Annotated in this window: 26 protein-coding genes and 1 tRNA gene; 9 read left to right on the top strand and 18 right to left on the bottom strand. The window is 70.7% G+C overall.

Annotated features, from left to right (window positions below):
• Positions 1-73: 73 nt before the first annotated feature.
• The 6 genes from mnhG to Q4A22_RS01585 are packed head-to-tail and all read right to left on the bottom strand — an operon-like array spanning position 74 to position 6,622.
• Complete coding sequence (gene mnhG, locus Q4A22_RS01610) at positions 74-439, bottom strand: monovalent cation/H(+) antiporter subunit G (protein ID WP_303176772.1); 366 nt, start codon at positions 437-439, stop codon at positions 74-76.
• Positions 436-705 (bottom strand): monovalent cation/H+ antiporter complex subunit F, encoded by a 270-nt coding sequence (locus Q4A22_RS01605; protein ID WP_303176771.1) that lies wholly within the window; start codon positions 703-705, stop codon positions 436-438. The genes mnhG and Q4A22_RS01605 overlap by 4 nt, the downstream gene beginning before the upstream one ends.
• Entirely contained in the window at positions 702-1,370 is a 669-nt protein-coding gene (locus Q4A22_RS01600; RefSeq protein ID WP_303176770.1) for a Na+/H+ antiporter subunit E, read from the bottom strand. The genes Q4A22_RS01605 and Q4A22_RS01600 overlap by 4 nt, the downstream gene beginning before the upstream one ends.
• The gene (locus tag Q4A22_RS01595) at positions 1,367-3,004 is read right to left on the bottom strand and encodes a Na+/H+ antiporter subunit D (protein WP_303176769.1); all 1,638 of its coding nucleotides are present in this window, start codon (positions 3,002-3,004) and stop codon (positions 1,367-1,369) included. The genes Q4A22_RS01600 and Q4A22_RS01595 overlap by 4 nt, the downstream gene beginning before the upstream one ends.
• Complete coding sequence (locus Q4A22_RS01590; protein ID WP_303176768.1) at positions 2,994-3,524, bottom strand: Na(+)/H(+) antiporter subunit C; 531 nt, start codon at positions 3,522-3,524, stop codon at positions 2,994-2,996. Before Q4A22_RS01590 ends, Q4A22_RS01595 begins: the two co-directional genes overlap by 11 nt.
• Entirely contained in the window at positions 3,521-6,622 is a 3,102-nt protein-coding gene (locus tag Q4A22_RS01585) for a Na+/H+ antiporter subunit A (protein ID WP_303176767.1), read from the bottom strand. Before Q4A22_RS01585 ends, Q4A22_RS01590 begins: the two co-directional genes overlap by 4 nt.
• A gap of 212 nt (positions 6,623-6,834) precedes the next feature.
• Here Q4A22_RS01585 and Q4A22_RS01580 point away from each other — a divergent pair, with 212 nt between their 5' ends.
• Positions 6,835-8,205, top strand: coding sequence for an MFS transporter (locus tag Q4A22_RS01580; RefSeq protein ID WP_303176766.1), 1,371 nt, complete (start codon positions 6,835-6,837; stop codon positions 8,203-8,205).
• A gap of 10 nt (positions 8,206-8,215) precedes the next feature.
• On the opposite strand, the gene dcd is transcribed toward Q4A22_RS01580, so the two are convergent.
• The gene (gene dcd / locus Q4A22_RS01575) at positions 8,216-8,794 is read right to left on the bottom strand and encodes a dCTP deaminase (protein WP_303176765.1); all 579 of its coding nucleotides are present in this window, start codon (positions 8,792-8,794) and stop codon (positions 8,216-8,218) included.
• Positions 8,795-8,919: 125 nt separating this feature from the next.
• Between dcd and Q4A22_RS01570 the strand changes: the two genes are divergently transcribed.
• From Q4A22_RS01570 to Q4A22_RS01540, 7 genes are all read left to right on the top strand, one after another.
• Positions 8,920-8,990, top strand: a tRNA-Gly gene (locus Q4A22_RS01570).
• 89 nt (positions 8,991-9,079) lie between these two features.
• Positions 9,080-9,532 carry an aspartate 1-decarboxylase gene (gene panD, locus Q4A22_RS01565; protein ID WP_303176764.1) on the top strand — a complete coding sequence of 151 codons (453 nt, stop codon included), beginning with the start codon at positions 9,080-9,082 and terminating at the stop codon, positions 9,530-9,532.
• A 54-nt stretch (positions 9,533-9,586) separates the two neighbouring features.
• Positions 9,587-10,507, top strand: a complete 921-nt coding sequence (locus Q4A22_RS01560) for an AEC family transporter (protein WP_303176763.1) — start codon at positions 9,587-9,589, stop codon at positions 10,505-10,507.
• A 130-nt stretch (positions 10,508-10,637) separates the two neighbouring features.
• Positions 10,638-11,954, top strand: a complete 1,317-nt coding sequence (locus Q4A22_RS01555; RefSeq protein WP_303176762.1) for an extracellular solute-binding protein — start codon at positions 10,638-10,640, stop codon at positions 11,952-11,954.
• Complete coding sequence (locus Q4A22_RS01550) at positions 11,951-12,922, top strand: carbohydrate ABC transporter permease (protein WP_303176761.1); 972 nt, start codon at positions 11,951-11,953, stop codon at positions 12,920-12,922. Before Q4A22_RS01555 ends, Q4A22_RS01550 begins: the two co-directional genes overlap by 4 nt.
• A gap of 6 nt (positions 12,923-12,928) precedes the next feature.
• The gene (locus Q4A22_RS01545; protein WP_303176760.1) at positions 12,929-13,765 is read left to right on the top strand and encodes a carbohydrate ABC transporter permease; all 837 of its coding nucleotides are present in this window, start codon (positions 12,929-12,931) and stop codon (positions 13,763-13,765) included.
• A gap of 45 nt (positions 13,766-13,810) precedes the next feature.
• Positions 13,811-15,160 (top strand): ABC transporter ATP-binding protein, encoded by a 1,350-nt coding sequence (locus Q4A22_RS01540; protein ID WP_303176759.1) that lies wholly within the window; start codon positions 13,811-13,813, stop codon positions 15,158-15,160.
• 224 nt (positions 15,161-15,384) lie between these two features.
• Here the strand turns inward: Q4A22_RS01540 and Q4A22_RS01535 are convergent, their stop codons facing one another.
• The gene (locus Q4A22_RS01535) at positions 15,385-16,035 is read right to left on the bottom strand and encodes a hypothetical protein (protein WP_303176758.1); all 651 of its coding nucleotides are present in this window, start codon (positions 16,033-16,035) and stop codon (positions 15,385-15,387) included.
• Between the two features lie 135 nt (positions 16,036-16,170).
• Here Q4A22_RS01535 and Q4A22_RS01530 point away from each other — a divergent pair, with 135 nt between their 5' ends.
• Positions 16,171-17,151 (top strand): hypothetical protein, encoded by a 981-nt coding sequence (locus Q4A22_RS01530; protein ID WP_303176757.1) that lies wholly within the window; start codon positions 16,171-16,173, stop codon positions 17,149-17,151.
• 37 nt (positions 17,152-17,188) lie between these two features.
• Here the strand turns inward: Q4A22_RS01530 and Q4A22_RS01525 are convergent, their stop codons facing one another.
• The 10 genes from Q4A22_RS01525 to rpmB form a co-directional block, all read right to left on the bottom strand.
• Positions 17,189-19,144 carry an NHL domain-containing thioredoxin family protein gene (locus tag Q4A22_RS01525; protein WP_303176961.1) on the bottom strand — a complete coding sequence of 652 codons (1,956 nt, stop codon included), beginning with the start codon at positions 19,142-19,144 and terminating at the stop codon, positions 17,189-17,191.
• Positions 19,145-19,269: 125 nt separating this feature from the next.
• Positions 19,270-21,438: a cytochrome c oxidase assembly protein gene (locus Q4A22_RS01520; protein ID WP_303176756.1), complete on the bottom strand. Its 2,169-nt coding sequence runs from the start codon at positions 21,436-21,438 to the stop codon at positions 19,270-19,272.
• 85 nt (positions 21,439-21,523) lie between these two features.
• Positions 21,524-22,792 carry a Dyp-type peroxidase gene (locus tag Q4A22_RS01515; protein WP_303176755.1) on the bottom strand — a complete coding sequence of 423 codons (1,269 nt, stop codon included), beginning with the start codon at positions 22,790-22,792 and terminating at the stop codon, positions 21,524-21,526.
• Positions 22,782-23,522 (bottom strand): copper chaperone PCu(A)C, encoded by a 741-nt coding sequence (locus tag Q4A22_RS01510; RefSeq protein ID WP_303176754.1) that lies wholly within the window; start codon positions 23,520-23,522, stop codon positions 22,782-22,784. The genes Q4A22_RS01515 and Q4A22_RS01510 overlap by 11 nt, the downstream gene beginning before the upstream one ends.
• 224 nt (positions 23,523-23,746) lie before the next feature.
• Positions 23,747-24,385 carry a copper resistance CopC family protein gene (locus tag Q4A22_RS01505; RefSeq protein ID WP_303176753.1) on the bottom strand — a complete coding sequence of 213 codons (639 nt, stop codon included), beginning with the start codon at positions 24,383-24,385 and terminating at the stop codon, positions 23,747-23,749.
• A 109-nt stretch (positions 24,386-24,494) separates the two neighbouring features.
• Positions 24,495-25,091: a hypothetical protein gene (locus Q4A22_RS01500; protein WP_303176752.1), complete on the bottom strand. Its 597-nt coding sequence runs from the start codon at positions 25,089-25,091 to the stop codon at positions 24,495-24,497.
• A gap of 221 nt (positions 25,092-25,312) precedes the next feature.
• Positions 25,313-25,597 (bottom strand): HU family DNA-binding protein, encoded by a 285-nt coding sequence (locus tag Q4A22_RS01495; protein ID WP_303176751.1) that lies wholly within the window; start codon positions 25,595-25,597, stop codon positions 25,313-25,315.
• Positions 25,598-25,674: 77 nt separating this feature from the next.
• Positions 25,675-25,980: a 30S ribosomal protein S14 gene (rpsN, locus tag Q4A22_RS01490; RefSeq protein ID WP_303176750.1), complete on the bottom strand. Its 306-nt coding sequence runs from the start codon at positions 25,978-25,980 to the stop codon at positions 25,675-25,677.
• Between the two features lie 4 nt (positions 25,981-25,984).
• Entirely contained in the window at positions 25,985-26,152 is a 168-nt protein-coding gene (gene rpmG / locus Q4A22_RS01485) for a 50S ribosomal protein L33 (protein WP_012397435.1), read from the bottom strand.
• Position 26,153: 1 nt separating this feature from the next.
• Positions 26,154-26,390 (bottom strand): 50S ribosomal protein L28, encoded by a 237-nt coding sequence (gene rpmB / locus Q4A22_RS01480; RefSeq protein WP_012397434.1) that lies wholly within the window; start codon positions 26,388-26,390, stop codon positions 26,154-26,156.
• Positions 26,391-26,587: the final 197 nt, after the last annotated feature.

Raw genomic sequence — 26,587 nt, 5'->3', positions numbered from 1 at the left:
TTCCTCCCCCAGCATACGAACCTCGCGGCCCGCGCGGGGACACCTTGCCGGGTGGCTCGGACGGTCCGTGTCCTCAGCGGGAGTCGTCGCCGCCCGCGCGGGCCACCACGTCCCGGAGCTCGTCCGCCACCAGGTTCTCCTCGTGCAGGTGCTTGGAGCGGTAGGCCGCCCGTCCCACCATGTGCGCGGACACTGGCACCGTGAGCAGCTGGAAGATCCACGCCAGCACCAGCAGCGGGATCATGCGGGGCTCACCGCTCTCCAGAGCCAGCGCCGTGAGCAGGAGCAGCAGCCCGAAGACCTGCGGCTTGGTGCCCGCGTGCATGCGGGACAGCAGGTCCGGGAAGCGCACCAGGCCCACCGCCGCGGCGAGGGACATGAACGCCCCCACCACCATGCACACGAGTGCCACCGCGTCCACCACCGTGTGCCAGCTCATGAGCGGTCCAGCCCCACGTTGCGGGCCACCGTCACGGAGCCCAGGAACCCCACCAGCGAGACGATCACGAGCAGCAGGATGTTGTCCGTGTTGTGGTGGTACACCATCTCCACGGCCAGCGACGCACCCACGATGGCCAGCAGCACGTCCGAGGCGATCACCCGGTCCAGCAGGGACGGGCCCTTCGCCAGGCGGTAGATGGTCCCCGCGGCCGCGAGGGCGAGGATGACTCCGCACACCCACACGGCGACGTCGAACACGGTCATGATCGCTCCTGTCCCCGGCCCTCGGCCGCTGTCTCGGTCTCGGTTTCGGTCTCGTGCATCTTCTCGGTGGGCGACTCCACGGCGCCCGTGGCCTCCGTGCGGTCCGGATCACCCTTCACGGGCAGCAGCGCGAGGTCCTCGCGGGTGCCCATGATCCTGATCCAGGCGGCCTCGATGTCCAGCGCCGAGCGTCGGAAGCTCTCCGCCTGCTCGGGCGTGGAGACGTTCAGCACGTGGAAGTAGAGGATGCCGTTGCCGCGGTCCACCTCCACCACCAGCGAGCCGGGGATCAGCGCCATGGTGTGCCCCACGGCGGTCATCAGCAGGTCGTTGTTCTGCCGCAGCGGCACCTGCAGCACGGCGTTGCGCACCCGGGGCCCCTGCGAGAGCGCCACCCAGAACACCTGGGCGCTCGCCTTGGCGACCTCCCAGACGAACGTGACCACGAACAGGGCGAAGTGCAGCACGTTGAAGCGCCCGGACAGCCGCACGGGGGGCAGGACCAGCGTCCTGGTGACCAGCACGGCCAGCACCAGGCCGAAGACCAGATTTCCGGGGCTCCAGTCCCCCCACAGTGCGCCCCAGACGACCACGAGCCACAGGATCAGGGGCAGTTCGGCCCGCAGGGAGTTGCGGGACTGCCTGCGGATGGCGGACGTGCTCACGGTGCCTCCTCGCTCACCCCGCCCTGACCCACCGGGGCCAGGACGGCGTTGACGTATCGATCCGGGTGGAGCAGGTTGTCGGCGGCGCTGCCGGCGAGGTCGAAGAGCGGGCCAGCGAAGACCGTGAGCGAGACGCCCACCACCACCAGGGCCGCCGTGGCGCCCATCATGGTCCGGGGAAGCAGCACCACGGGGGCGGAGCCCGAGAACCTGCTGCCGGGCTTGCGGGACACCACCCGGGAGGTGCGGGGGCTGCGGCCCTCCGCGGTGGTGGCGCGCAGCACGGGATCCGGGTACTCGGCGTCGTCCACGCGGCGCAGGAACACCCGGTTCCACACCCGGATCAGCGCCATGAGGGTGAGCAGCGAAACGAGCACGGACACGCCCACCAGGAGGTAGTCGAGCCAGGTCCCGCTGGCGGTGCCCGCCTCCAGCAGACCCACCTTGCCCAGGAAGCCGGAGAAGGGAGGGATGCCACCCAGGTTCAGTGCCGGGACCAGGTACAGCACCCCCAGCACCGGGGAGATCCGCAGCAGCCCCGCCAGGCGGTCCACGTTGGTGGACCCGCCCCGGCGCTCGATCAGTCCCGCCACCAGGAACAGGCTGGTCTGGATCACGATGTGGTGGGCGATGTAGTACACCACCGCGGCCAGTGCCTGCGGGGTGCCCACCGCGATGCCGAAGATCATGTACCCGATGTGGCTGATGAGCGTGAACGAGAGCATGCGCTTGATGTCGATCTGGGCGAGCGCGCCCAGGATGCCCACCAGCATGGTCAGCAGGGCCACCCACATCAGCAGACCGTTGATCTGCCGGTCCGGGAACAGCAGCGTCTCCGTGCGGATGATCGAGTAGACGCCCACCTTGGTCAGCAGACCGGCGAACACCGCGGTCACGGGCGCGGAGGCCGTGGGGTAGGAGTCGGGCAACCAGAACGACAGCGGGAAGACGGCCGCCTTGACCCCGAACGCGATGAGCAGCATGAGGTGCAGCTGCAGCTGCGTGCCCTGTGGCAGGTCCGCCAGCTTCAGGGACAGGTCCGCCATGTTCACCGTGCCCGTGGCCCCGTAGATCATGCCGAGCGATATCAGGAAGAGGATCGAGGAGATCACGGAGACCACCACGTACGTGATGCCCGCACGGATGCGCTGGGCCGTCCCGCCCATGGTGAGCAGCACGTAGGACGCCGTCAGGAGGATCTCGAAGCCCACGTAGAGGTTGAAGAGGTCCCCGGCCAGGAACGCGTTGGACACCCCGGCCACCAGCAGCAGGAACGTGGGGTAGAAGATCGAGATGGGACCCTCGTCGTCGCCGCCGGCCACGCCCTCGCTCACGGCGTAGACGAGCACCGCGAGGGAGACCACCACGGAGACCACGAGCATCAGCGCGGAGAGCTGGTCCACCACCATCACGATCCCGTACGGGGCCGCCCAGCCGCCCAGGTGCACCACCTGGGGGCCCTGGGTCCACACGTTCGCGAGCAGCACCGCGTTGAGCACCAGGGTGAGGGCCATGGCGCCCACCGTCACCGTGCGCTGGAGGCGGTTGCGGTGGACGATCACGAAGTTCAGGGCCGCTCCCAGGAAGGGGATCAGCACCGCGAGCGGTGCCAGCTGCGCCAGGTCAGAACTCATGCGTGTGCCTCTTCTCGTCCTGCTGGCGCTTCTCGGCCCTGTGGTGACCCGGCGATTCCGTGGCCTCCTCCTCGTTGTGCCGTGACGGCGTGTACCGGGCGTCCCCGTGGTTGAACTCGGAGGTGTCCTGGGGCATGGCGTCGTCGTCCTCGGCGTCGTAGGAGGACTGCTGCGCCACGCGACGGTCCTCGAGGTCGTCCTGGATCTCGTCCCGGCGGGCCAGGATCCAGGAGCGCCAGATCATGCTGAGCAGGAAGGCCGTGGTGGCCAGCGAGATCACGATGGAGGTGAGCACCAGGGCCTGCGGCAGCGGGTCCGAGTAGTCGGAGCCGTCCAGCGCGGAGTCGTAGAGCGGGGCTGCACCGGGAACTCCACTGGTGTGCAGGATCAGCAGGTTGGCGCCGTTGGTCAGCAGCATCAGGCCCAGCAGCACGCGGGTGAGGGAGCGCTCCAGCAGGAGGTAGACCCCCACGGAGAACAGCACACCCATGACTACGAGCATGGTCAGGTTCACGGTCACGGCCGCACCTCCGAGGTTTCGTCGCCGGAGACAATGGAGCCCGTGGGCACGTCAGGGTCGTCGGACCGGGTGGCGGACACGCCCGCGCCGCTGCGGGTGAGGCGGATCCTGGAGCCGCGACCGGTGCGGCGCGTCCCGGACTCCAGGGCGGCACGCTCGATGCGCTCGTCGATGCGCCCGCCGAGCGAGCGCAGGATGTCGAGGACCAGCCCCACCACGATCAGGTACACGCCCACGTCGAAGACCAGCGCCGTGACGAACTTGACGTGGCCGAACAGCGGCACGTCCCACTCGTACGTGTAGCTCTCCATGACCGTGCCGCCGAAGAGCACCGGGGTCACGGCGTAGAGGGAGGCGATCGCCAGCCCCGCGCCGAGCATCCAGCCGGCGTTGACCAGGGTGGCGCGCTCCAGTTCGTAGCGCCCGCCCGCCAGGTACCGCAGCGTGAGGGCCAGGGAGGCCATGAGCCCACCGGCGAAGCCCCCGCCGGGGTCGTTGTGGCCGGCGATCAGCAGGTACAGGGACACGATCATGAAGGTGTGGAACAGCAGCCGCGCCACGACCTCGAAGATGATGGAGCGCCGCTCCGGGGCCAGGGTGCGCCCCGCGAGCAGGAACGGGTCCGCGTCCGGGCGGGAGGTGAAGCGCCGGGCCGCCTCCAGCTGCTCCGTGTGCGCCTGCGGCGAGTGTGCCGCGGAGTCCGCCCCGCGCAGGGCCTCGAGCCGCTCCGCGTCCAGTTCGTGGCGCTCGCTGCGCAGCCGGTCCCCGCGGCCCTTCACGAAGATCAGGGAGGCGATGCCCGTGGCGGCCACCGTGAGCACGGAGATCTCGCCCATGGTGTCCCAGGCGCGGATGTCCACCAGGATCACGTTGACCACGTTCGCACCGTGGCCGATCTCGTACGCCATGGACGGGAGGTCCAGGGAGATCCGCTCGGCGCTGCGGGAGGAGATGGAGAACGCCGCCAGTGCCATCATGAACAGCCCGAAAGCCACGGCGAACACTGCCCGGAACACCCGGTGGCCCGCGCGGCGGCGGTTCCACAGCGGGGCGGGCAGCGAGCGCAGCGCGAGCACGAAGGCCACCAGGGAGATGGTCTCCACGAGCATCTGGGTCAGGGCGAGGTCCGGGGCGCCGTGCAGCGCGAAGAGCAGGGACAGCCCGTACCCGGTGACGGAGACCAGCAGGACGGCCAGGAACCGCTTGCCCGCCGTGAGCACGAGCAGCGCCGCCACGACCATGGCGATCCCCGTGGCCATCTGGGCCGGGGAGTCCGCCAGGCGGAAGTCCGCGAGCGGCGGAGTCTGGTACCAGAACAGTGCCACGAGGGGGACCACGATGGCGGTCACCAGGATGACGGAGAGGTAGAACATCAGCGAACCACGCTGGGTGCGCCCGGTGAGCCACACGGCCACCACGTCCAGCACGTTGATGACCCGGCGGTAGACGTAGTCGCCGGTGGGCAGGGCGGGCAGCCGCTTCTGGAACCGGTTGACCGGACCGCGCACGGCGTGCAGCGCCAGACCCGCGGCGATGATGAGCACGGAGAGCCCCAGCGCCGGGGTCAGCCCGTGCCACAGCTCCAGGTGCAGGTGGGACTCGGGTGCGTCCGGGAACAGGTCCCGGTAGGGCAGGATGCCCGCCTCGAGGGGCGCCGGGAAAAGGCCGAGGACCACGGTGCACACGGCCAGCACGATCGGCGCCATGAGGAAGGCCCAGGACGCCGGGGTGAACTCGCTGATCACGGACTGTCCGTCCGGGGCGGCGTCGAGCGCGGAGAACTCGGCGGACTTGCGGGCGAAGCCGCCCCACAGGAACCGGGCGCTGTAGGCCACGGTGAGGACCGAGCCCAGGGTGACCCCCGCGAGGGCGACCACCGCGGCGGGCTCGGACAGGTGCTCCACGAAGGCCGTGAGCACACCCTCCTTGGTCACGAACCCGAGCAGGGGCGGGATTCCGGCCATGGAGGCGGCGCCGATCACGGACACGGTGAACAGTTTGGGCGCCATGCGCCCCACGCCGGAGAGCCTGCGGATGTCACGGGTGCCGGCCTGGTGGTCGATCACGCCCACGCTCAGGAACAGCAGGGCCTTGAACAGCCCGTGGGCCATGACCATGCCCATGCCGGCCAGCGCGGTGTCCGCGGTGCCGAAGGCCACGACGGATGTGATGAACCCCAGCTGGCTCACCGTGCCGTAGGCCAGGATGAGCTTGAGGTCGTACTGGCGCAGGGCCACCCAGCCGCCGAAGACCATGGTCCCGAGCCCCAGCGTGAGGGTCACGGGCAGCCACCACTGGGTGTCCGCGAACCCGGGCGCCAGGCGCGCCACCAGGTAGATCCCGGCCTTGACCATGGCCGCCGCGTGCAGGTAGGCGGAGACGGGCGTGGGAGCGGCCATCGCGGCCGGCAGCCAGAAGTGGGTGGGGAACAGCGCGGACTTGGTGACCACGCCCGCGAGCACCAGCACCACGGCCACGTCCACCGCGGGGGAGCCGATCATGCCCGGGGCGGCATCCAGGACCCCGGAGATCCGGTAGGTCCCGGCGGCGTGGCCCAGCATCAGCAGGCCCACGAGCATCGCGAGCCCGCCGGCCGTGGTGATGACCAGGGCCTGCAGCGCGGCACGACGTGCCGCGAGCTTGGTGCGGGAGTAGGAGATCAGCAGGAAGGAGAGCACCGAGGTGATCTCCCAGAACACGAACAGCACCATGAGGTCGTCCGCGGTGACCAGGCCGAACATGGCCCCGGCGAACGCCACGAGCTGCCCGGCGAAGGGCCCGACGTCCTGGGCGTCCGCTTTGAAGTACCGGGCGCAGTACGCCAGCACGAGCGAGCCCACACCCAGGACGAGCAGGCACATCATCCACGCCAGGGCGTCCATGCGGAAGGCCAGGGAGATGTCCAGCTGGGGGATCCAGGGGACGGTGGTGCTCCAGCCACCCTCCGGGCCGTAGACGCGCGGGGCCCGCGTGCACAGCCACACGAAGCTCGCGAGCGGGACCAGGGCCACCAGGTAGAACCCGGAACGGCCGGTGCGCTTCAGGAGCGGGGGCGCGCACAGGGCGGCGATCCCGTGGAGAAGCAGCACCGAGATCATGGAACCCTGCCTTTCGGGCCGCAACCGCCCCACGCACCCGGGCCGGGCACGGCGGTGGTCATGGGGTCGGGGGAAGAATGTGCGGGGGTCCATCCTAACAAGACGGTGTGTTGCCACGACCCCGGACAGCGGGGCCCCGGTCCGCGGCCACCCGCGGATGGGCACAGCGTCGAGGACCCCCGGTGACCACCGCCACACCGTAGGGTGGCCCCATGACCCGCGACCGTGCCGCCACGGCCCAGCAGCACCCCGCACACCCCTCCCCCGCCGCCCAGGTCGGCTCCCGCGGTCGGGTGCTCGCCTGGTGCCTCTGGGACACCGGGACCTCCGCCTACAACTCGGTGATGCTCACGTTCGTCTTCACGGTCTACCTCACCAGCAAGCCCTTCGGCTCGCCCGAGCACACCTCCGCCGTGCTCAGCGCGGCCATGACGGTGGCCGGGTTCGTGATCGCCGCCACCGCGCCGCTCATCGGCCAGCGCGGCGACTCCCCCCGCTCCCGGGCCCGGTTCCTCACCCTGAACACGTGGCTGCTCGTGGCCTGCACGGCACTCGCGTTCCTGGCCCGCCCCGAACCGGGGTGCCTCCTGCTCGGTGTGGGCCTCGTGGCGGCCGGCAGCGTGGCGCAGGAGTTCGCCACGGTGGGCTACAACTCCATGCTCCCGGCACTGGCCGGGCCCGACCGCATGGGCAGGATCTCAGGCTGGGGCTGGGGCGCCGGGTACGTGGGCGGGATCTTCGCCCTCGCGTTCGTCCTGTTCGGCTTCGTCACCCCGGGGTTCCTGGGCATCCCCACGGACGACGCCCTCAACTACCGCGCCGTGGCCCTGTTCAGTGCCGCGTGGATCCTGGCGTTCTGCCTGCCCCTGATGCGCGCCGCGCGCACCATGCCGTTTCGAGCATACGACGCCGCCGGCCCCGCTCGTCCACCCTCGACCCCCAAGCGCCGCCCCGGCCTGGTGGGCGCCTACCGCGAGCTGTTCGCCACGATCGCCTCTCTGTGGCGAACCTCCCGCGCCACCGTCTTCTTCCTGCTCTCCTCGGCCGTCTACCGGGACGGCCTGGCCGGGGTGTTCACCTTCGGCGGCGTGCTCGCCGCGGGCACGTTCGGCTTCTCCCTCACCGAGGTCATCCTCTTCGCGGTGGCCGCCAACCTGCTCGCCGCGCTCGGCGCGTTCGTGGGCGGCCCGCTCGACGACGCCCTCGGACCGCGCGCGGTCATCACCGGTTCGCTCGTGGGCATCATGGTGGCCGGAACCGCACTGCTGCTCTGGGACGGCAAGCCGGCGTTCTGGGTGTGCGGGCTGGCGCTGTGCCTGTTCGTGGGACCGGCCCAGGCGGCGTCGCGCACGTACCTGGGCAGGCTGATCCCGCCGGGGCGGGACGGGGAGATCTACGGCCTGTACGCGACCACCGGCCGCGCGGTGAGCTTCCTGGCCCCGGGCCTGTTCGGGCTGTTCGTCTCGCTGCTGGGCGCGCAGATCTGGGGGGTGCTGGGGATCCTGGTGGTGGTGGGGGCTGGGCTGGTGCTGCTGCTGGTCACGCCCCGGCCGCCGGAGGGGCTGACCACCACCGCGGCGTGAGGGGCGGGCGCTACTCGATGACGGTGCGGTGGAAGTTCACGTGGCTGCGCGAGGCCGTGGGCCCGCGCTGGCCCTGGTAGCGGTTGCCGTACGCGCCGCTGCCGTAGGGGTGCTCGGTGGCGGAGGAGAGCTGGAAGAAGCACAGCTGCCCCACCTTGGAGCCGGGCCACAGCTTGATCGGCAGCGTGGCCATGTTGGACAGCTCCAGGGTCACGTGCCCAGAGAAGCCGGGGTCGATGAAACCCGCGGTCGAGTGCGTCAGCAGACCCAGCCGTCCGAGGGAGGACTTGCCCTCGAGGCGCGCGGCGACGTCGTCCGGCAGGGTGACCTTCTCGTAGGTGGCCCCCAGGACGAACTCGCCCGGGTGCAGGACGAACGGCTCGTCCGGCGCGACCTCCACGAGCCGGGTGAGCTCCGGCTGCTCCTGCTCGGGGTCGATGTGCGCGTACTTGTGGTTGTCGAAGAGCCGGAACCAGCGGTCCAGGCGAACGTCCACGCTCGCGGGCTGGATCATGGCGGGGTCGTACGGCTCCAGGCGCACGCGCCCGGAGTCCAGCTGGCGGCGGATGTCCCGGTCGGAGATGAGCACGGCACCACGGTAGTCCACGGCGCGTGCGCCCCAGCCACGCACGGAACACCACGGGCGGGCCGCGTGTTGTACAGTGGTGGGCGTTGCACCGGCGTCGGAGCACTTCGGCGACCGAGCGGCACACTGCGGCTGTAGCTCAATGGTAGAGCGCACGCTTCCCAAGCCTGATACGCGGGTTCGATTCCCGTCAGCCGCTCAGCACCGCACCACGAACGCCCCGAGACCCGCAGCGGTCCCGGGGCGTTTGCGTGCCGGGACCCGTCACCCGCCGTCACAGGAGCACCCATGCTGCGCACCATGTTCACCGGGAAGATCCACCGTGCCACCGTGACCCAGGCGGACCTGCACTACGTGGGCTCCGTGACCGTGGACCAGGACCTCCTGGACGCGGCGAACATTCTCCCGGGTGAGCTCGTGGCCGTCGTGGACGTCACCAACGGCGCCCGTCTGGAGACCTACACGATCGCCGGCGAGCGCGGCAGCGGGGTGCTGGGCATCAACGGCGCGGCCGCCCACCTGGTGCATCCCGGGGACCTGGTGATCCTGATCGCCTACGGCCTCATGGACACCGCCGAGGCCACGGGGTACGAGCCCCGGGTGGTGCACGTGGACCAGCACAACCGGATCGTGGCGCTGGGCTCGGACCCGGCGGACGCCGTGGTCGGGGACATGGTGCGCCCTCCCCACGCCCGGGACCACGAGCGCGCCCGGGAGGATGCCTCGCCCGCCCACGAGTAGGCCCCGTTCCCACCACCCCTCCCGGGGGTTCCGCCGAGCCGAGGAGGCGCGCCCGTGACAGGAGTCCTCTCCGGGTTCTTCGTGGTGTGGGCCGTGATCGGCACGGGGTACGCCGTGGGCCGTGCGGGCGTGCTCGGCGCGGAGGGGCAGCAGGTGCTGTCCCGGCTCGCGTTCTACGTGGGCTCTCCCCCGCTGCTGTTCACCACCCTGTCCCACGCAGACGTCCACCGCATCTTCTCCGCACCGCTGCTCGTGGCGGCGGCCTCCGCGTGGCTCACCATGCTCGCGTACGGGCTGTTCTCCCGGTTCGTCCTCGGCCGGGACGCCTCCACCGTGGTGATGGGCGCGCAGGCCGCGGGGCAGGTCAACGCCGCGAACCTCGGGATCCCGGTGGCCATGTTCGTCCTGGGGGACGCCTCCCAGGTGGCCCCCGTGATGCTGTTCCAGCTGGCCCTGAACACGCCGCTGTACCTGACGGTGATGGACACCCTCACGGGCGGTGAGCGGCCCACCGTGGGATCGGTGCTGAAGAACATCGGCACCAACCCCCTGATCGTGGGCTCGGCCCTCGGCATCCTCTCCTCGGCCACGGGCGTGACCCTCCCCGATCTCGTGATGCAGCCCGTGCAGATCGTCGCGGGCGCCGCCGTGCCCGCGATGCTGCTGGCGTTCGGGATCTCCCTGGTCCGGGCTCGACCCCTCTCGGTCCCCGGGGCGCGGCTGGACACCCTTCTGGCGACCGGCGCCAAGGTGGTGGTGCACCCCGTGCTGGCGCTGCTGCTCGCCGGGACCCTGGGCCTCGAGGGCCACGCCCTGTACGCGGCGGCGGTCATGGCGGCGCTGCCCACGGCCCAGAACCTCTACGTGGCGGCCGTGCGCTACGACCGCGCCACCACGGTGTGCCGGGACACCGTCCTGCTCACCACCGCCACATCCATGCTCAGCATGATGCTGATAGCGGCTCTTCTCTCCTGAGCACCGCGTCGCATGCCAGAAGTGACCCACACCACCCGTAGACTGTACGAATGCTGAATCGCCCGGCTTACCCCAGGGGGTGCGCGGACGGTCCTTGTCAGCAGTGTCGCTCGTCAGGGGAGGAACAACCGTGAAGTCCACTCACCGTTCACGCAGGGCCGGGAAACCGCGCGCCGTCCGCAGTGCCGCGGCCGTCGCCGCCGCGTCCGCCATGCTGCTCACGGGGTGCAGCAGCGGGGAATCCGGCCCACCCACTCTCACGTGGTACATCAACCCCGACGACGGCGGCCAGGCCGTCATCGCCCAGGAGTGCTCGGACGCCTCGGGCGGCAGGTACACCATCCAGACCTCGCTGCTGCCGCGTGACGCGTCGTCCCAGCGCGAGCAGCTCGCCCGACGCCTCGCGGCCGGTGACACCTCCATGGACATCATGAGCCTGGACCCGCCGTACGTGCCCGAGCTCGCGGAGCCCGGGTTCCTGGCCAAGCCGCCCTCGGACGTGGTCGAGGCCACCACCAAGGACACCCTCGAAGGCCCCCTCAAGGGCGCCCAGTGGAACGGCGAGCTGGTGGCCATCCCCTTCTGGGCCAACACGCAGCTGCTCTGGTACCGGGAGTCCGCCGCCAAGGCCGCGGGTCTGGACATGTCCAAGCCCGTCACCTGGGACCAGCTCATCGACGCCGCGAAGACCCAGGACAAGTACCTGGGAGTGCAGGGTGTGCGCGGTGAGTCCATGTCCGTGTGGGTCAACGGGCTCGTGGAGTCCGGCGGCGGCCACATCGTCACCAACGGCGAGGACGGTCAGGACGCGCAGGTGGACCTCGACTCGGAGCAGGGCCGCAAGGCCGCGGAGATCATCGGGACCATCGGCCGGGAGGGCCTGGGCGGACCCGGGCTCGCCACCCAGGACGAGAACGCCTCCATGATCCAGTTCCAGGGGGACAAGGGCTCGTTCATGGTCAACTGGCCCTTCATCTACTCGGCCTCCCAGGCCGCTGTGAAGGAGGGCTCCCTGGACCAGTCCGTGGTGGACGACATCAAGTGGACCACGTGGCCCCGCGTGGACGCCGACACCCCTTCCGCTCCCCCGCTGGGCGGGATCAACCTGGGGGTGGGAGCCTCCTCCCAGCACCAGGACCTCTCGTGGCAGGCCGTCCAGTGCATCGTCTCCTCCGAGCACCAGGCCCAGTACTTCGCGACCAACGGCAACCCGCCCTCCTCCGCCAAGGCGTTCGAGGACCCCGAGGTCAAGAAGGCCTACCCCATGGCCGAGACCATCCGGAAGTCCCTGGACGCCGCCAAGCCGCGCGCCCAGACCCCGTACTACAACGAGATCTCCAGCGCGATCCAGCAGGACTGGACCCCGCCCAGCGATGTCACCGAGGACACCCCTCGTGAGACCACCGAATTCATCAAGGAAGTCCTGAAGGGAGATGCGCTGCTGTGAGTAGCACCGTCGATTCTCACGCCCGCGCAGCCGCGCCCGGGAAGAGCCGCCCCAAGAAGGCTCAGCTCTCGGACCGGGCCCGCTCGGAGCGCAAGCTGGGATGGCTGCTGGCCGGCCCGGCGTTCGTGATCATGCTCCTGGTCACGCTGTACCCCATCGTCCAGGCCCTGTGGGACTCCCTGTTCTCCTTCCGGCTCACCGCGCCGGGGGACAAGGAGTTCGTGTTCCTGGGCAACTACGCCACGGTCCTCTCGGACCACGTGTTCTGGCGTGACCTGGGGGTCACCGTGCTGATCACGGTGGTCACCGTCCTGGTGGAGCTCGTGCTCGGGCTGGCTCTGGCGCTCGTGATGCACAGCGCCGTCAAGGCCACCCGCGGGCTGCTGCGCACCGCCATCCTGGTGCCGTACGGCATCATCACCGTGGTCTCCGCGTTCGCGTGGTTCTACGCGTTCGACATCACCACCGGCTACGTGAACAACTGGCTCTCCTGGCTGCCCGTGATCGGGCCCGACTTCAACTGGTTCGCCTCCGCGACCCCGTCGCTGATCGTGATCATGGCCTCCGAGATCTGGAAGACCACCCCGTTCATCTCGCTGCTGCTGCTCTCCGGCCTGGCCCAGGTCCCCGGCGAGCTCACCGAGGCCGCACGCGTGGACGGGGCGTCCGCGTGGCAGCGCCTCTCCCGGGTGATCCTGCCGAACATGAAGGCCGCCATCATGGTGGCCGTGGTGTTCCGCGCGCTGGACGCCTTCCGCATCTTCGACAACATCTTCATCATGACCCAGGGGCAGTACGGCACCGAGACGCTCTCCCTCCTGGCGTACCGCACGTCCATCGGCCGGCTCGAGATCGGTCTGGGCTCCGCCATCTCGGTGATCCTGTTCATCTGCGTGATGGTCATCGCGCTCGTGGCCATCAAGGTCTTCAAGGTGGACCTCACCGGTGGCTCTGGGAAGGGGAAGTAACCCGCCATGCTGAGCACGAAACAGAAAATCGGCTGGACGGTCATATCCGTCCTGGTCCTGGTCTACGCACTGTTCCCGGTGCTGTCGATCCTCATGACCTCGTTCAAGTCCCCCTCGGACCTGAACTCCGGGAAGTTCCTGCCCACCAAGTTCGTCGGTGACAACTACCACCAGATCTTCGCGGGCGACGCCAAGGACCTGTTCCTCCCGGCGCTGCGCAACTCGATCGGGATCTCCCTGATCGCCACGTTCGTGGCCGTGGTCCTGGCCACGCTGTGCGCCTACGCCATCGCGCGTCTGGACTTCCCCGGCAAGAAGCTGGTGCTGACCACCGCACTGATGGTCTCCATGTTCCCGGTGATCTCCATCGTCACGCCGCTGTTCAACCTGTGGCGCCAGGTGGGCCTGTACGACACCTGGCTCGGCCTGATCATCCCGTACCTCTCCCTCACGCTGCCGATCTCCATCTGGACGCTCACCGCGTTCTTCCAGCAGATCCCGTGGGACCTGGAGCGGGCGGCCCAGGTGGACGGCGCCACCACGTGGCAGGCGTTCCGCAAGGTGATCGTCCCGCTCGCCATGCCCGGCGTGTTCACCACCGCGATCATCGCGTTCTTCATCGCGTGGAACGACTTCGTCTACGGCATCGGCCTGACCTCCACCTCCGCGGCCCGTCCGGTGCCCGCCGCCCTCGCGTTCTTCACCGGCGCCTCGCAGTTCGAGGACCCGGCCGGTGCGATTGCCGCGGCGGCGATCATCGTCACGATCCCCGTGGTGCTCCTCGTGCTGGCGTTCCAGCGCCAGATCGTCTCCGGGTTGACCCAGGGCGCGGTCAAGGGCTGATCCGCCCTCCCCTTCACGCTTAGACACAGTTAGGACTGAGAAGACATGGCATCAATCACCATGGAGCACCTCGTCAAGAAGTACGACGACGGCTTCCCGGCGGTCAACGACATCTCCATCGACATCGCGGACGGCGAGTTCCTGATCCTCGTGGGCCCCTCCGGCTGCGGCAAGTCCACCCTGCTGCGCATGGTCGTGGGTCTCGAGGACATCACCAGCGGGGACCTGCTGATCAACGGCGAGCGCGTCAACGACCGCCAGCCGCGCGACCGCAACCTGTCGATGGTGTTCCAGAACTACGCCCTGTACCCGCACCTGTCGGTGTACGAGAACATCGCCTTCCCGCTGCGCCTGGCCAAGGGCCAGCACAGTGAGGAGGAGATCGACCGCAAGGTGCGGGAGGCCGCGGACACGCTGGACCTCAACGAGCACCTCGAGCGCAAGCCCGCGAACCTCTCCGGCGGTCAGCGCCAGCGCGTGGCCATGGGCCGCGCGATCGTGCGGGACGCGGACGCCTTCCTGTTCGACGAGCCCCTGTCCAACCTGGACGCAAAGCTGCGCGGCCAGATGCGCACGGAGATCGCCCAGCTGCAGCGTCGCATGGGCATCACGTCCCTGTACGTGACCCACGACCAGACCGAGGCCATGACCCTCGGGGACCGTGTGGCGGTGCTCAAGCGCGGGCAGCTGCAGCAGATCGCGTCCCCGCGGGAGCTGTACGAACAGCCCGCAAACCTGTTCGTGGCCGGCTTCATCGGTGCCCCGTCCATGAACTTCATCCCGGCCCGGGTGGACGGCGCGGTCTTCCGCACTCCCCTCGGCGAGATCGAGATCCCGGAGCGGGTGCGCACCCGTCTGGTGAACCCGCCGGAGATCGTGCTGCTGGGCCTGCGCCCCGAGCACTTCGAGGACGCGAAGTTCGTGGACGAGGCCAAGGTGGGCCACGGCACCGTGTTCGAGTCGGAGTTCACCCACACCGAGTGGCTGGGCAACCAGCAGTACGGCTACATCCAGTACCAGCAGGACGAGACCGTGCAGCACAAGCTCAACGAGCTGGCGCAGGAGCTGGACGCGGACGAGATGCCCGCGCAGGTGGTCGTGTCCCTGGATGCCTCCTCCCGCATCCGCGGCGGCTCCACCTCCAAGATCTGGCTGGACAGCCGACGGATGCACGTGTTCAACCCGGAGACCGGTGAGAACCTCACGCGTGACGCCGAGGCCGGTGCTGCTCTGACCCGTGAGGCGAACGAGGAGCGCAAGGCGGAGATCGAGCGCGCTCGACGGCGCGACGCCGGGCGCGCAGGTGCGCCCGCCGCGCAGGGTGGTGCCGAAACCGCCACGCAGGACGGCACGGAACAGGGTGCTGCGACCCAGGGCGGCTCCTCCGCCGTCTGAGGGCCCTGAGTCCGGGACCGCTCGGACGAGGTCCTGACTCCGGACCCCGCCACGGCCGGCCCCGACCAGACCCCGCCACACGCGAACGGCCGGTCCCCCACCGAGGGGACCGGCCGCCGTCGTGTCCGGGGGGGCGTGATGGACGCGACCGGCCCCGCGCCCACCCGGGGCAGCGGTGCGGCGGTGCGGCGGTGCGGCGGCGAGACGGACTGCGGGGAGACCCGTCAGGCGGTGCCCTGGCTGAACGCCCACCAGGCGAGCAGCGCGACGACCGCGAGCAGCGCGGCGGAGGTGGCGGCGTAGCGCAGGCGGGGGTAGCGGATCCGCCAGGAGACGAGGCGGGGCCAGTGGTCACTGACCTGCGCCGGGGTGGCCCGGGAGAAGTTGACGTGCTCGGCACCGCTGAGCCGGGCGAGCTCCTGGAGCGACTTCCCGTCCCAGACGGTGCCGTCCAGGGCGAGTGCGCAGCGACCGGCACCGGTGACGAACCACAGCTGGGGGCGTCCGCGGGTCCTGCCCCGCGGAGCGCGCTGCGGGATGAGCCTCTCCACCGTGACGACCTGCACGATGCGCTCGCGCGGCACGGCCCGGAAGCCCACCCAGCGGGAGAGCAGCACGTGCTCCTCGGTGAGCACCGCGAGCGCCGGGCGGAGGTAGGCGTACGCGGCCACCACCCCCACGAGGGCGAACAGACCCAGGACGCCCATGACGGGCCCGGCGGGGCGGCGGTAGTAGATCATGGCCACGGCGAGGGCCACCACGAGCAGCGGGGGCAGCGCCGCACCGATGCGACGGCCGTAGGACCCGATGCGCGGGTGGAACACGTGCTGCGGTGCTCCGTACCTCGGGGGGATCTGTCGGACGGTCTCTGCCATGTGCTGCCTCGCGCCTGCCGTTGCGGTTCCCGGGTGACCGCGCGCGCCCTCGTGGCGCCGCCGCCCGGTTCAGCCTAGTGGCTCTGGCCCCGGCAGCAGCTCCCCCGCCCCGGGCATCAACTAACGTGAGGGTCCATGGAACGCAGTGATCGCATTGTCCGGGCCGTGGGCGCGTGGTTCTTCCTCATCGTGCTGGCCGTGGCGGCCGCGGCGGTGACCATCGCGCTCGTGAACAAGTACCAGTACGGGCCGGAGACGGACGTGCGCGAGTACTTCAAGGCCCTGCAGGACGGCGACGGCGGCAAGGCCCTGGGTCTGCTCAACGCCCGTGTCCCGGACTCCAACCCCGCGCTGCTGGACGGTGAGGCCCTGAAGCAGGCGGGCAGCCACCTGGCGGACGTGCAGGTCTCCACGGTCTCCTCCGACGGGGACCACGCCGTGGTCCGCGCGACCTACCGCCTGGACGGCAGGGACGCCTCCTCGGAGTTCACGCTGCACCCCGCCGAGACCCAGTGGGGTTTCTTCACGGTGTGGGACTTCGACCCCTCCACGCTGCCCACCATGACCGTGACCATGCCTGGCTCCACGGCCGTGGACATCAACGGCGCGTCCGTGGCGCTGAAGAACTCCTCCCGCGACTTCGCGGTGTTCTACCCCGGGATCTACACCGGCTCCTACAGCTCTCCCATGATCTCCGCGGACCCGCGCGAGGTGGCGGTCAGCGATGCCACTGCCCGCACCACCATGGAGCTCACCGCCGTGCCCTCGGCCAAGCTCAAGCAGCAGGTGGACCAGCAGGTGCACGAGCACCTGGACGCGTGCGCCGGGCAGGACAGCCTGTACCCGAGCGGGTGCCCGTTCTCCTTCGAGTTCCCGGGACGCATCCAGGACAGGGTCACCTGGCGGATCACCGACTACCCGGCGCCGCAGCCGCAGCTGGGAGGCCCGCACGCGGACCGGTGGTCGCTGCCGGACAGCAGGGGCACCGCGCACATCGAGTTCACCGCGGTGGACCTGTACGACGGGCACACCACCAAGGTCTCCGAGGACGTGCCGTTCACCTTCGCCGCGGACCTGAAGGTCAGCGGGGAGAGGGTCAGCGTCACCCCGAGGTAGGCCCCGCGCCCGGCAGGGTTCCGCGCGGGTCCGCGGCTCAGTCGAGCCCGCGCAGCTCCAGGGTCAGCTCCGCCGGGGCGGCGGGGTCCACCGTGAACGGGATGCCCCAGTCCTGCTGGTACAGGTGGCACGCGGCGTGCTCCGGGATCTCCCCGTCCGGGGAGCCGTCGCACGCCGCCGCGCGGGCGGTGACGTGCAGGACGCCCTCGGTGACGCCCTCGGCCAGGCGCAGCGTGCGGGTGAGGCCCCGCGAGGTCCCCCCGCCGGCCGCGAGCGCGTCCTCGGGCGAGGACGAGACCTTCAGCTGGGTGGGATCACCCCAGCGGGTGTCGAGCTTCTGGCCCATGGGCGCGGCGAACCGCACCGCGAGTTCGAGCTCCCCGGACGCCACCGGGGTGCGCCTGCGCTGCATCTGCGCGGCGCCCTCGTCCACGGTCTGCGCCTGCTGCGGCACGGCCACCCGGACGAGCCGGTGGGCGTTGGTCTCCACGACCACCAGGACGGGTTCATCGTTGCTGGTGTCCAGGAGCACGTCCGAGGGCTCGGCGAGACCGCGGGTCAGCGTGGTCACCTCCCGGGTGGCGGGGTCGTAGCGGCGCACCGCCCCGTTGTAGGTGTCCGCCACGGCCACGGAACCGTCCGGAAGCACCGCCACACCCAGGCAGTGCTGCAACCGTGCCTGCTCCGCGGGCCCGTCCCGGAAGCCGAAGTCGAAAAGCCCCAGTCCCACGGCGGAGTCCACCTCGGGTTCGACGACGCCGTCCCCGGCCTCCGCAGGCCCCTCGCCGTCGGTCCCGGGAACCGGCCCCGCGGCGTCGTGGGTTGTGGCGGGGAAGCGCACGCTGCGCAGCGCCGAGGACTCGGAGTCCGCGACCCACAGGGTGCCGTGGGCGTCCTGCGCCAGGCCCGAGGGCTGGGCGAACCAGCTGTGGGGGGCGGGGCCGTCGCGCAGCCCCTCGTCCCCCGTGCCCGCCAGGACCGCGAGGGCACCCGTGCGGGGGTCGAAGGAGAACAGCTGGTGGGTTCCGGCCATGGCCACCACCAGGGTATCCGCGGCGTCGGACCACACGAGGTCCCACGGGGAGGACAGCGCCACCTCGGCGGGGTCGCCGTCCGGCACGGCGTTGGGGTCCACCCCGCGGGCGCGGGCGTCGTCGAGCAGGCGCTGGACGCCGCTGCCGGCGACGGTGCGCACGGCACCGGAGCCCAGGTCCACGCCGCGCAGCCGGTGGTTGACGGTGTCCGCGACCACCAGGTCGTAGCCCACCTCGGTGCGCACGCGCGGGGGCAGCACGGCAATGCCTTGGGGCTCGTTGAAGCGCGCCACCTCGCGGGGCCCGTCCGACCAGCCCCGCGTGCCCGAGCCGATGGCTCGGCGCACGGTGGTGAGGTCCGACTCGAGCTGCACCAGGCGGTGGTGCCCGGTGTCGCTGACCATGAACGAGCCGTCCGGCAGGGCGGCCACCTTGCCGGGAAAGCGCAGGTCACCCTCGGGCTGCGGGCGGGGGACGTAGGGGCCGGTGCCGCGGTGCAGCGTGCCCTTGGCCTCGTGCTCCGCCACCAGCTCCTCCACGAGGGAGGTCAGACCCTGGGCGTGGCCCTCCCCGGAGAGGTGGGCCACGATGTACCCCTCGGGGTCCACGACCACCAGGGTGGGCCACGCGCGCGCGGTGTAGGCGTCCCAGGTCTGCAGCCGGGGGTCGTCCAGCACGGGGTGGGTGATCTCGTAGCGGTCCACCGCGGCGGCGAGCGCGTCCGGGTCCGCCTCGTGCTCGAACTTGGGGGAGTGCACACCCACCGTGACCACCACGTCCCCGTACTCCTCCTCCAGCGGGCGCAGCTCGTCCAGCACGTGCAGGCAGTTGATGCAGCAGAAGGACCAGAAGTCCAGGACCACGATCTTCCCCCGCAGGCTCTGCAGGTCCAGCTGCTCACCCCCGGTGTTCAGCCAGGCCCGTCCCGTGAGTTCCGAGGCGCGGACGGGTGTGGTCATGCGTGCAGCGGTCACGGATGTCCTTCCAGGAGGTGTGCGGGGTTCTCTCCCTGCAACGTTATCCCTTCGCCCCCGCTTCCCCGTCACCGCATGACGCCGCGCACACGCCGGCGTGGGGAGGGGTATCAGCGCCGGGTCTCGTCCCGTTCCGCGAGCTGCGCCATCATCTCGTTGTACGCTCGCAGCTCGGCGTCACCCGTGCGGTCCGCCTGCCGGTCCACACGTCGGTTCTCCTTGGTGCCCTCCATGGCCCACAGCACGGCCATGATGATCGCGAGCAGGAACGTGGGGAACTCCCCGATGCCCCACATGAGCATGCCGCCCAGGTGCTGGTCCTCCAGCGCGTCGGCACCCCACGGTCGGCCCATGTTGCCGAACCACGAGGCCTGCAGCACGGTGGTGAGGCTCATGATGCTGATGCCGATGAACGCGTGCGCGGCCATGGTGGCCAGCAGGAGCACCAGGCGCATGGGATAGGTGGGCCGGCGCGGAATGGGGTCGATGCCGATCAGCACCAGGGCGAACATGTACCCGGTGAACAGGAAGTGCAGCATCATGAACTCGTGCCCCACGTGGTAGCGCAGGGTCACCCGGAAGAGGTCCGTGAAGTAGAAGAGCACGATCGAGAACGCGAAGTTGGCCGCCGCGAAGACCGGGTTGGTCACCACTCTGCCCCACGTGGAGTGCACGAGGCGCAGGATCCACTCGCGCGGACCACGGGTGCCGTCCCGGCGGGGTTCCAGGGCCTTGAGGACCACGGTCACGGGAGCACCGGAGACCAGGAACAGGGGCACGATCATGGTGAGGCTCATGTGCTCCACCATGTGCGCGGAGAACAGCACCCGGGCGTAGATGGCCACCCCGCCGCACGTGGCGTAGAGCAGCGCCAGGAGGCCCACCAGCCAGGAGACGGTGCGCAGGGGGGACCACGTGTCCCCGCGCCGCCACACCTTCACGGCGGCCCACAGGTACACCACGGCCAGGAAGACCACCACGGCCACCCAGAACCAGTCCCACCGCCACAGCAGGAACCAGTTCGCCAGGGAGGGCTCCGGGGGCAGCTCGTACCACGTGAGGATCCGTGCGGGGGAGGCGTCCGGCGCGAGGTTCTCCGGCACCGGGGGCGCGGTGCGGCTCAGCGCGGTGGCGATGCCCATGAGCAGCCCCATGACCGCCACCTCCACCACGATCACGCGCCACAGGGTGGCGGTGCGCGAGCGGGAGCCGTCCGCCACACCGGGGATCAGCCACTGCCGGTGCGCGAAGCCCGCCAGCGCCAGCAGGAGCGTGAGCACCAGTTTGCTCAGGGCCAGCAGCCCGTAGGAGGACATCAGCTGCTCCGAGGAGCCGATGCGCACGGCCGCGTTGATGATCCCGGACAGCAGCACCAGCGCGTAGCAGCCCAGGGCCACCACGGAGTAGCGGCGCAGGACCACCGCGAGCAGGGGCTCCGTGTGAGTGGTGGCGCCGCGGCGGCTGACCACCGTGGACTCCCGCGAGAGCAGCGGGCCCACCCACACCAGCACGAGGATCCCGCCCACCCACAGGCACACACCCAGCAGGTGCAGGCCCAGGGAGTTCACCGCGCCCATGTGGTCCGCGCCCCCGGCCGCGTGGCCGCTGAGGGCGAGCGCCACGAGCGCCACGAAGGACAGCGCCAGGGTGCATAGCAGCCCGAGAAGGGCACGCACCCCGAAGACCAGGGTGGTCACCGCGGCGGCCACCATCACGATGACCGCCTGGGACTGCCCTGTGCCGATCCCCGTGACGTAGTGCAGCAGCTCCTGGGTGTAGCTCGCGCCCCCACCGATCCCCGTGCCGGACACGTCCGAGTAGGTGAACACCAGCACCGCCACCGCGGCCACCGTCCACACCACGGAGGCGGCCTCCACGAGCTGCAGCACGGCCCGGAAGACCGGGTGCTCCGGCTCCCCCGCCTGGTCCCTGCTGTTGCGCGGCGGGCGCGTGCGGGAGGAGTCCGCGAAACGGGGCACCACGCCCACGGCCAGCAGGAGCCCGCCCATCACCACTGCCATGGCGATGTTCTGCACGGTCTCCACCGCGGGCAGGCCCCACCGGACGAGGGCTCCCGGGTCCGCGACCTGGCGGGGGGCGGCGGCTCCCCCGACGACCAGCGCGACGCTCATCCCGACCATCGCGGCCACCAGGACCACGGCGATGCTCCACGGGCTCACGCTCACGCCCGCGCCCTGCGGGGAGCCCGCCCCACCGGGGACGGGCGCGGGGCGCTCCCCCTTCGGGCGCGGGTTCCTGGTCCGTGCGGTGGTACTCATCGTGGCATTCCTCCGGCCCGTTGGTGGTTGTCTCCCGGACACCGGTGCGGGGCATCGGACGGGTGGCGTGTGGTGGGTGCGGGGCTCACCCGAGCAGTGCGTCCCCGATGAACCCTCCGGGCTCGCACCCGGGTGGGATCGCGAACACCGCGGAGCCGATGGGAACCGTCCAGGTGTTCAGCATGTCCAGCTCGTCCAGTCTCCGCTGGATGGGCACGAACTGCTTCTCGGGGTCCGCCTGGTAGGAGGCGAAGATCAGCCCGGTGTTCGAGACCCCTCCGGCAACGTCCCCGGACCGGCTGCGCCCGGACGCACCGCTCACCGCCAGATCATAGTTGTAGACCCTGCGGAAGATCTTCTCGTCCGGGTTGTCGCTGCGCGAGCGGCGCACGTGGCTGTAGGAGGAGATCACGGGGAACCCCAGGGGGCCCGTGGCCGCGAAGTCCGGCTCGTCGTGCTCCTGGCTGCCCGTGAGCGGTGCGCCGTCCGAGAGCCGGCGCCCCACCGCGTCCTCCCGTGCCGGGGTGTCCGCCTCGTCCCAGGTGTCCAGGTTCATGTGGATGCGCCGGATCACCAGGGAGGTGCCGTTCTCGATCCACGGCGTGAAACCGCCCTGTCCGTACACCACCTTCTCGTGCTCGGACTCGCCCGGGTACGGGTTGGCGGTGCCATCCACCTGGCCGAAGAGGTTGCGCATGGTCTGCCCGTCCTCGGTGGCCCCCACCGTGTTGCGGAACCCCTCCTGGACCCAGCGCACGGTGGCGAACGAGCGCACGTCCTTGAGCAGCACCCGCTGGGCGTGCGCCAGGGTGAGCCTGTCGTCGCAGCACAGCTGCAGGAGCAGGTCCCCGTGGCTCCACTGCCGCTGGAGCCGGTCCACCGAGAACGCAGGCAGTGGCCGCAGCCACCGCGGTGCGCGGGCGGCGTCGGCCAGGGCCACGGCGCGCGGGCCGAAGCCCACCGTGACGGTGAGCCGGGACGGGTTCTGCGCGAGCCACGGCTCCTGGTCGTTGACGGGCGCCTCCCCGCGGGTGAGTGCGGCGGCGTCGTCCGTCAGAACGCGCAGCAGCCGGCGCAGCGCGTCCCGGGTGGCACCGGAGTCCAGGTCCAGGCCCACGAACGCGCAGAACGCCTGCGGAAGGGTGGTCACGCCCGCCTGCCGGGCACCGTGGAACGGCTCGGTGCGCAGCCCGGGGCGCGGCTGCCCGCCCGCCGCCCCGAGCTGTGGAACGGTGGCGCCCAGGGCCGCCGCGGAGGCCGCGCCGATCCCCGTGGCGCCGGCGCCGGCGACCGCTCCCGTGAGCAGCGACCGCCGGCTCCAGCCCGAACGGGTAGCTCGGTTCTCAGTGGCCATGGCACTCTGGCAGCGCGGAGGACGAGGGCGAGGCCCCGGTCTGCTCGTCCGCACCGGGGGAGGACATGTCCATCCCCTCGTGGGAGGCGTGCTCGTCGTGGTCCCCGGCGGAGCTGCTCGCGTCCTCACCCGGCGCGTAGCTCTCCTTGGCCCCCGAGTAGTCCCGCACGGGCACGGTGACGTCCTGGGTGCCAGCGTCCGTGCGCAGCTGCAGGCCCAGGTCGCTGCCGGGCTGCAGGGAGCACGTGAGGCCCATGAGCATGATGTGGTTCCCGCCCGGCTCCAGCGTGACGCTCTGGCCCGCGGCGATCGTGAACCCGCCGTCCTTCTCCTTCATCTGCATGGCGCCGGTCCCGGAGTCCTTGGCGGTCTCGTGCAGCTGCACCGTCTCGGCCGTGCCCTCGGCGGCGGCACCGGTGAGCGTCACGTCCTTGTCCGAGGTGTTGGTGAGCGTGCCGAACACGGCGGTCATGTCCGAGTCCGCCGCCTTGGCCCAGCCGTCCTTCAGCTCCAGGGGTCCGGTGGCGGTTGCCGTGGCGGAGCTTTCCCCCGCGGACGACGCCGCCTGGTCCCCGCTCTGCGTGGAGCAGCCCGTCAGCGCGGCGAGCCCGAGGCCCAGTGCCGCCGCGGCGGCCAGGGCCCGGCGGGCGGGCCGCGCGGAGCCCGCAGCTCGCGGTGCCGCTGAGCGGTGTGCCGGGATGGTCGAGGCGGTGGTGTTCATGGTGTTCATGGTGCGAGTCCTTCGAAAGCTGTGGTGGGGTCGACGCCCAGAGAGCGTGAGGCCGCCGTCCGGTGGCGCCCCCTCCGGGACTGCGATCCGGTGGGCATGCGATTCGCCGGAACCACGCCGGGAGAGCGCGTGTGGCGGGCGTGCCGCTCAGGCGACGTCGACCGTGGAGGAAGCAGTGACCGCGGCGGGGCGGATGGCTGCACCCAGCCCCGCGGCGGTGCGGGTCAGCGCTGGCGGGGCCGCGTGGCCACGGCCAGCACCACGACGAGCACGACGAGGGCCAGGACACCGCCCAGGACCGGGAGCACCCAGCCGGGGACGCCGGAGCCGTTCACGTCCTCGGACGCGCCCGGTGTGGCGGCGTCGGTGCGGTCGCTGCCGGCCACGGGGGCGGGAGAGGCCGTGGTCCCGGCACCGTCACCCACCGAGTAGGTGAAGGTCCCCTCGATGGGGTGGCCGTCCTGGGACACCACGCGCCACGTCACGGTGTAGGTCTCGTCCGTATCGCCGCCCTCGCGCAGGGGCTGGGACACCTTGGTGCCCTGCACCGCCAGGGTGCCGCGGGTCATGTCCGTGCCGTGGGAGTCCGTGACCCGGACCTCGCTGCCGATGTCCTGGATGTTCCCGGAGAAGGTGAGGTCCAGCGTGGTGGGCGCCTTCTCCAGGGTGGCACCGGACTCGGGGTTGGTGCGCAGCAGCTCGTCGTGCGCACTGGCCGGGCCTGCCGTGACGAGCACGGCCGCCAGGGCCAGCAGCGCGGCGATCAGTGCCGTCGCCCACACCGGCGAGCGACGGGACAGCGGCGCCGCGCCGGCGTCGTGGTGGGAGGTGGTCAGGTGGAGCGGGAAGTGCTGAGAGGTCATGAGGATGTTCTCCTGCGCCGGTGGGCGCGTGCTGGCCGCACGGGGCGGCTAGGTGGATGCGATGGCTGCGGGGCACGGCATCGCTCCACGAGGTGTCCTGGGGCGATGCCTAGCCGAGCGCGGGAGGACCGCGGTAGCCGCAGACGCAGGAGAGCAGCAGCTGGTCGACAAGCGCCCGCGGCGAGCTCCACGAGACCCGGCGCGGCACGGCGACGAGCACGGGACGCACGACGACGCGGAGGATGCGCAGCACCCGCAGGGACAGTGCGGCCACGAGCCGGAACAGTGTGACCTCCCCACGGCGCAGCAGGGCGTAGGTGGCCAGCGCGGCGACCGCGTGTGCCGCGAGCATGCCCGCCCCGTGGTGCGCCACGTCGGGAAGACCGGAGATCACCACGGCCGGTCCGTCACCCGCGGCGGCAACGTGGTGGTGCGTGTGGTCCACCAGCTGCATCCCGCCCGCGGAGTTCGCGAAGAGGATGTGCAGCAGCGCCTGGGACAGCCCCACGGCGGCGGCCATGCTCCAGCGGGAGAGGGCTCGCCCACCCAGGAGCATGCACACGGGAGCGGCCAGGCAGGTGCTCAGCGCGATGATCAGGAGCGAGGGCCAGTTCCCGTCCACAGCGGCGTGCGAACCGGCCGCGAGGGTGGTGGCCACGAGGGCGACCACCCAGCCCCGGGCAAGCCGGTGGGCGCGAGGGGACACCGAACACCTCCGGGACGAGAGCGGCGGGAACAGGACACCCTCATTATGCGCCACGGCGCGCGCGAGTTCGAGCTCCGCCGGGGCCCCGCGCGCGCCGTGCAGAGACGGTCCACCCCACCCCGAGCGGAGCCGGGACCCCGGAACGCACGAAGGGACCGTTCACGCCGTGCGTGAACGGTCCCTCGGGTGCTGCGCGGGCAGGAAGCGCCCGCGCGCCTGCCTCACTTGGAGGAGACAGCAGCCTTGAGCTTGGAGCCCGCGGTGAGCTTGACACCGTGGCCGGCCGGGATCTGGATGGCCTCGCCGGTCTGGGGGTTGCGGCCCTGACGAGCGGCACGGTCGGTGCGCTCCACGGACAGCCAGCCCGGAACGGTGATCTTCTCACCCTTGGAGACGGAGCTCTCGAAGACCTCGAAGAGGGAATCCAGCATGCCGTTGACGGCAGCCTGGGTGTTGCCGGACTTCTCGGCGACTGCGGCGACGAGTTCGCTGCGGTTCATAGCCATGTGCTTGTCCTCCTGGACTCGATGGGCACTCTCTGGGGAAGGGACGACCGGGGGTCAGGGCCCTTCCGGTCCAGAAATTACCAGCTGGACTTGTAGATGCCGGGCAATTCGCCGCGGTGAGCCATGTCGCGGAAGCGCACGCGGGAGATCCCGAAGCGCTGGAAGGTGCCGCGGGGACGACCGTCGATCTGGTCGCGGTTGCGCACGCGCACCGGGGAGGCGTCGCGGGGCAGCTTCTGCAGACCCAGGCGGGCCTCCTCGCGGGCCTCGGGGGACGCGTTCTCGTCCACGAGGGTCTTCTTCAGCTCGGCACGCTTGGCGGCGTAGCGCTCGACGATGACCTTGCGCTGCTCGTTCTTGGCGATCTTGGACTTCTTGGCCATGGATTCAGCGCTCCTCGCGGAAATCGACGTGCTTGCGAACCACCGGGTCGTACTTCTTCATGACGAGGCGGTCGGGGTTGTTACGGCGGTTCTTGCGGGTCACGTAGGTGAACCCGGTGCCGGCCGTGGACTTGAGCTTGATGATGGGACGTACGTCCTTGTCCTTGGCCATCTCAGATCTTCTCCCCACGTGCGATGAGCTCGTTGACCACGGCATCGATGCCGCGGGCGTCGATGACCTTGATGCCCTTGGCGCTCAGGTTGAGCGTCACGTTGCGACGCAACGAGGGCACCCAGTAGCGCTTCTTCTGGATGTTCGGGTTCCACCGGCGCTTCGTGCGGCGGTGTGAGTGCGAGATGCTGTGGCCAAAGCCCGGCTGGGCCCCGGTCACCTGGCAGTGCGCTGCCATAGTGTTCTCCTCCAATGTCCAATGTCGACGAAATGACGGCGCGCATGGTGGCCGCCGGGCGGCATTCCGCCGGCAGCCGCAGCCAAGAGCGATCCGCCACCTCGAGAAAATGCCACCGTTCGCACGCCGGGCGTGATGGTTATCGACCCGCGGCAGTACCGGTGAGGGCACTCGCTACGACGAAGACGGTGAAGTTC

The organism is Kocuria sp., from assembly GCF_030530945.1.
Taxonomy (GTDB): domain Bacteria; phylum Actinomycetota; class Actinomycetes; order Actinomycetales; family Micrococcaceae; genus Kocuria.
Note: the sequence above shows the minus strand (reverse complement) of the source record. Positions and strands in the feature narration are given on the sequence as shown.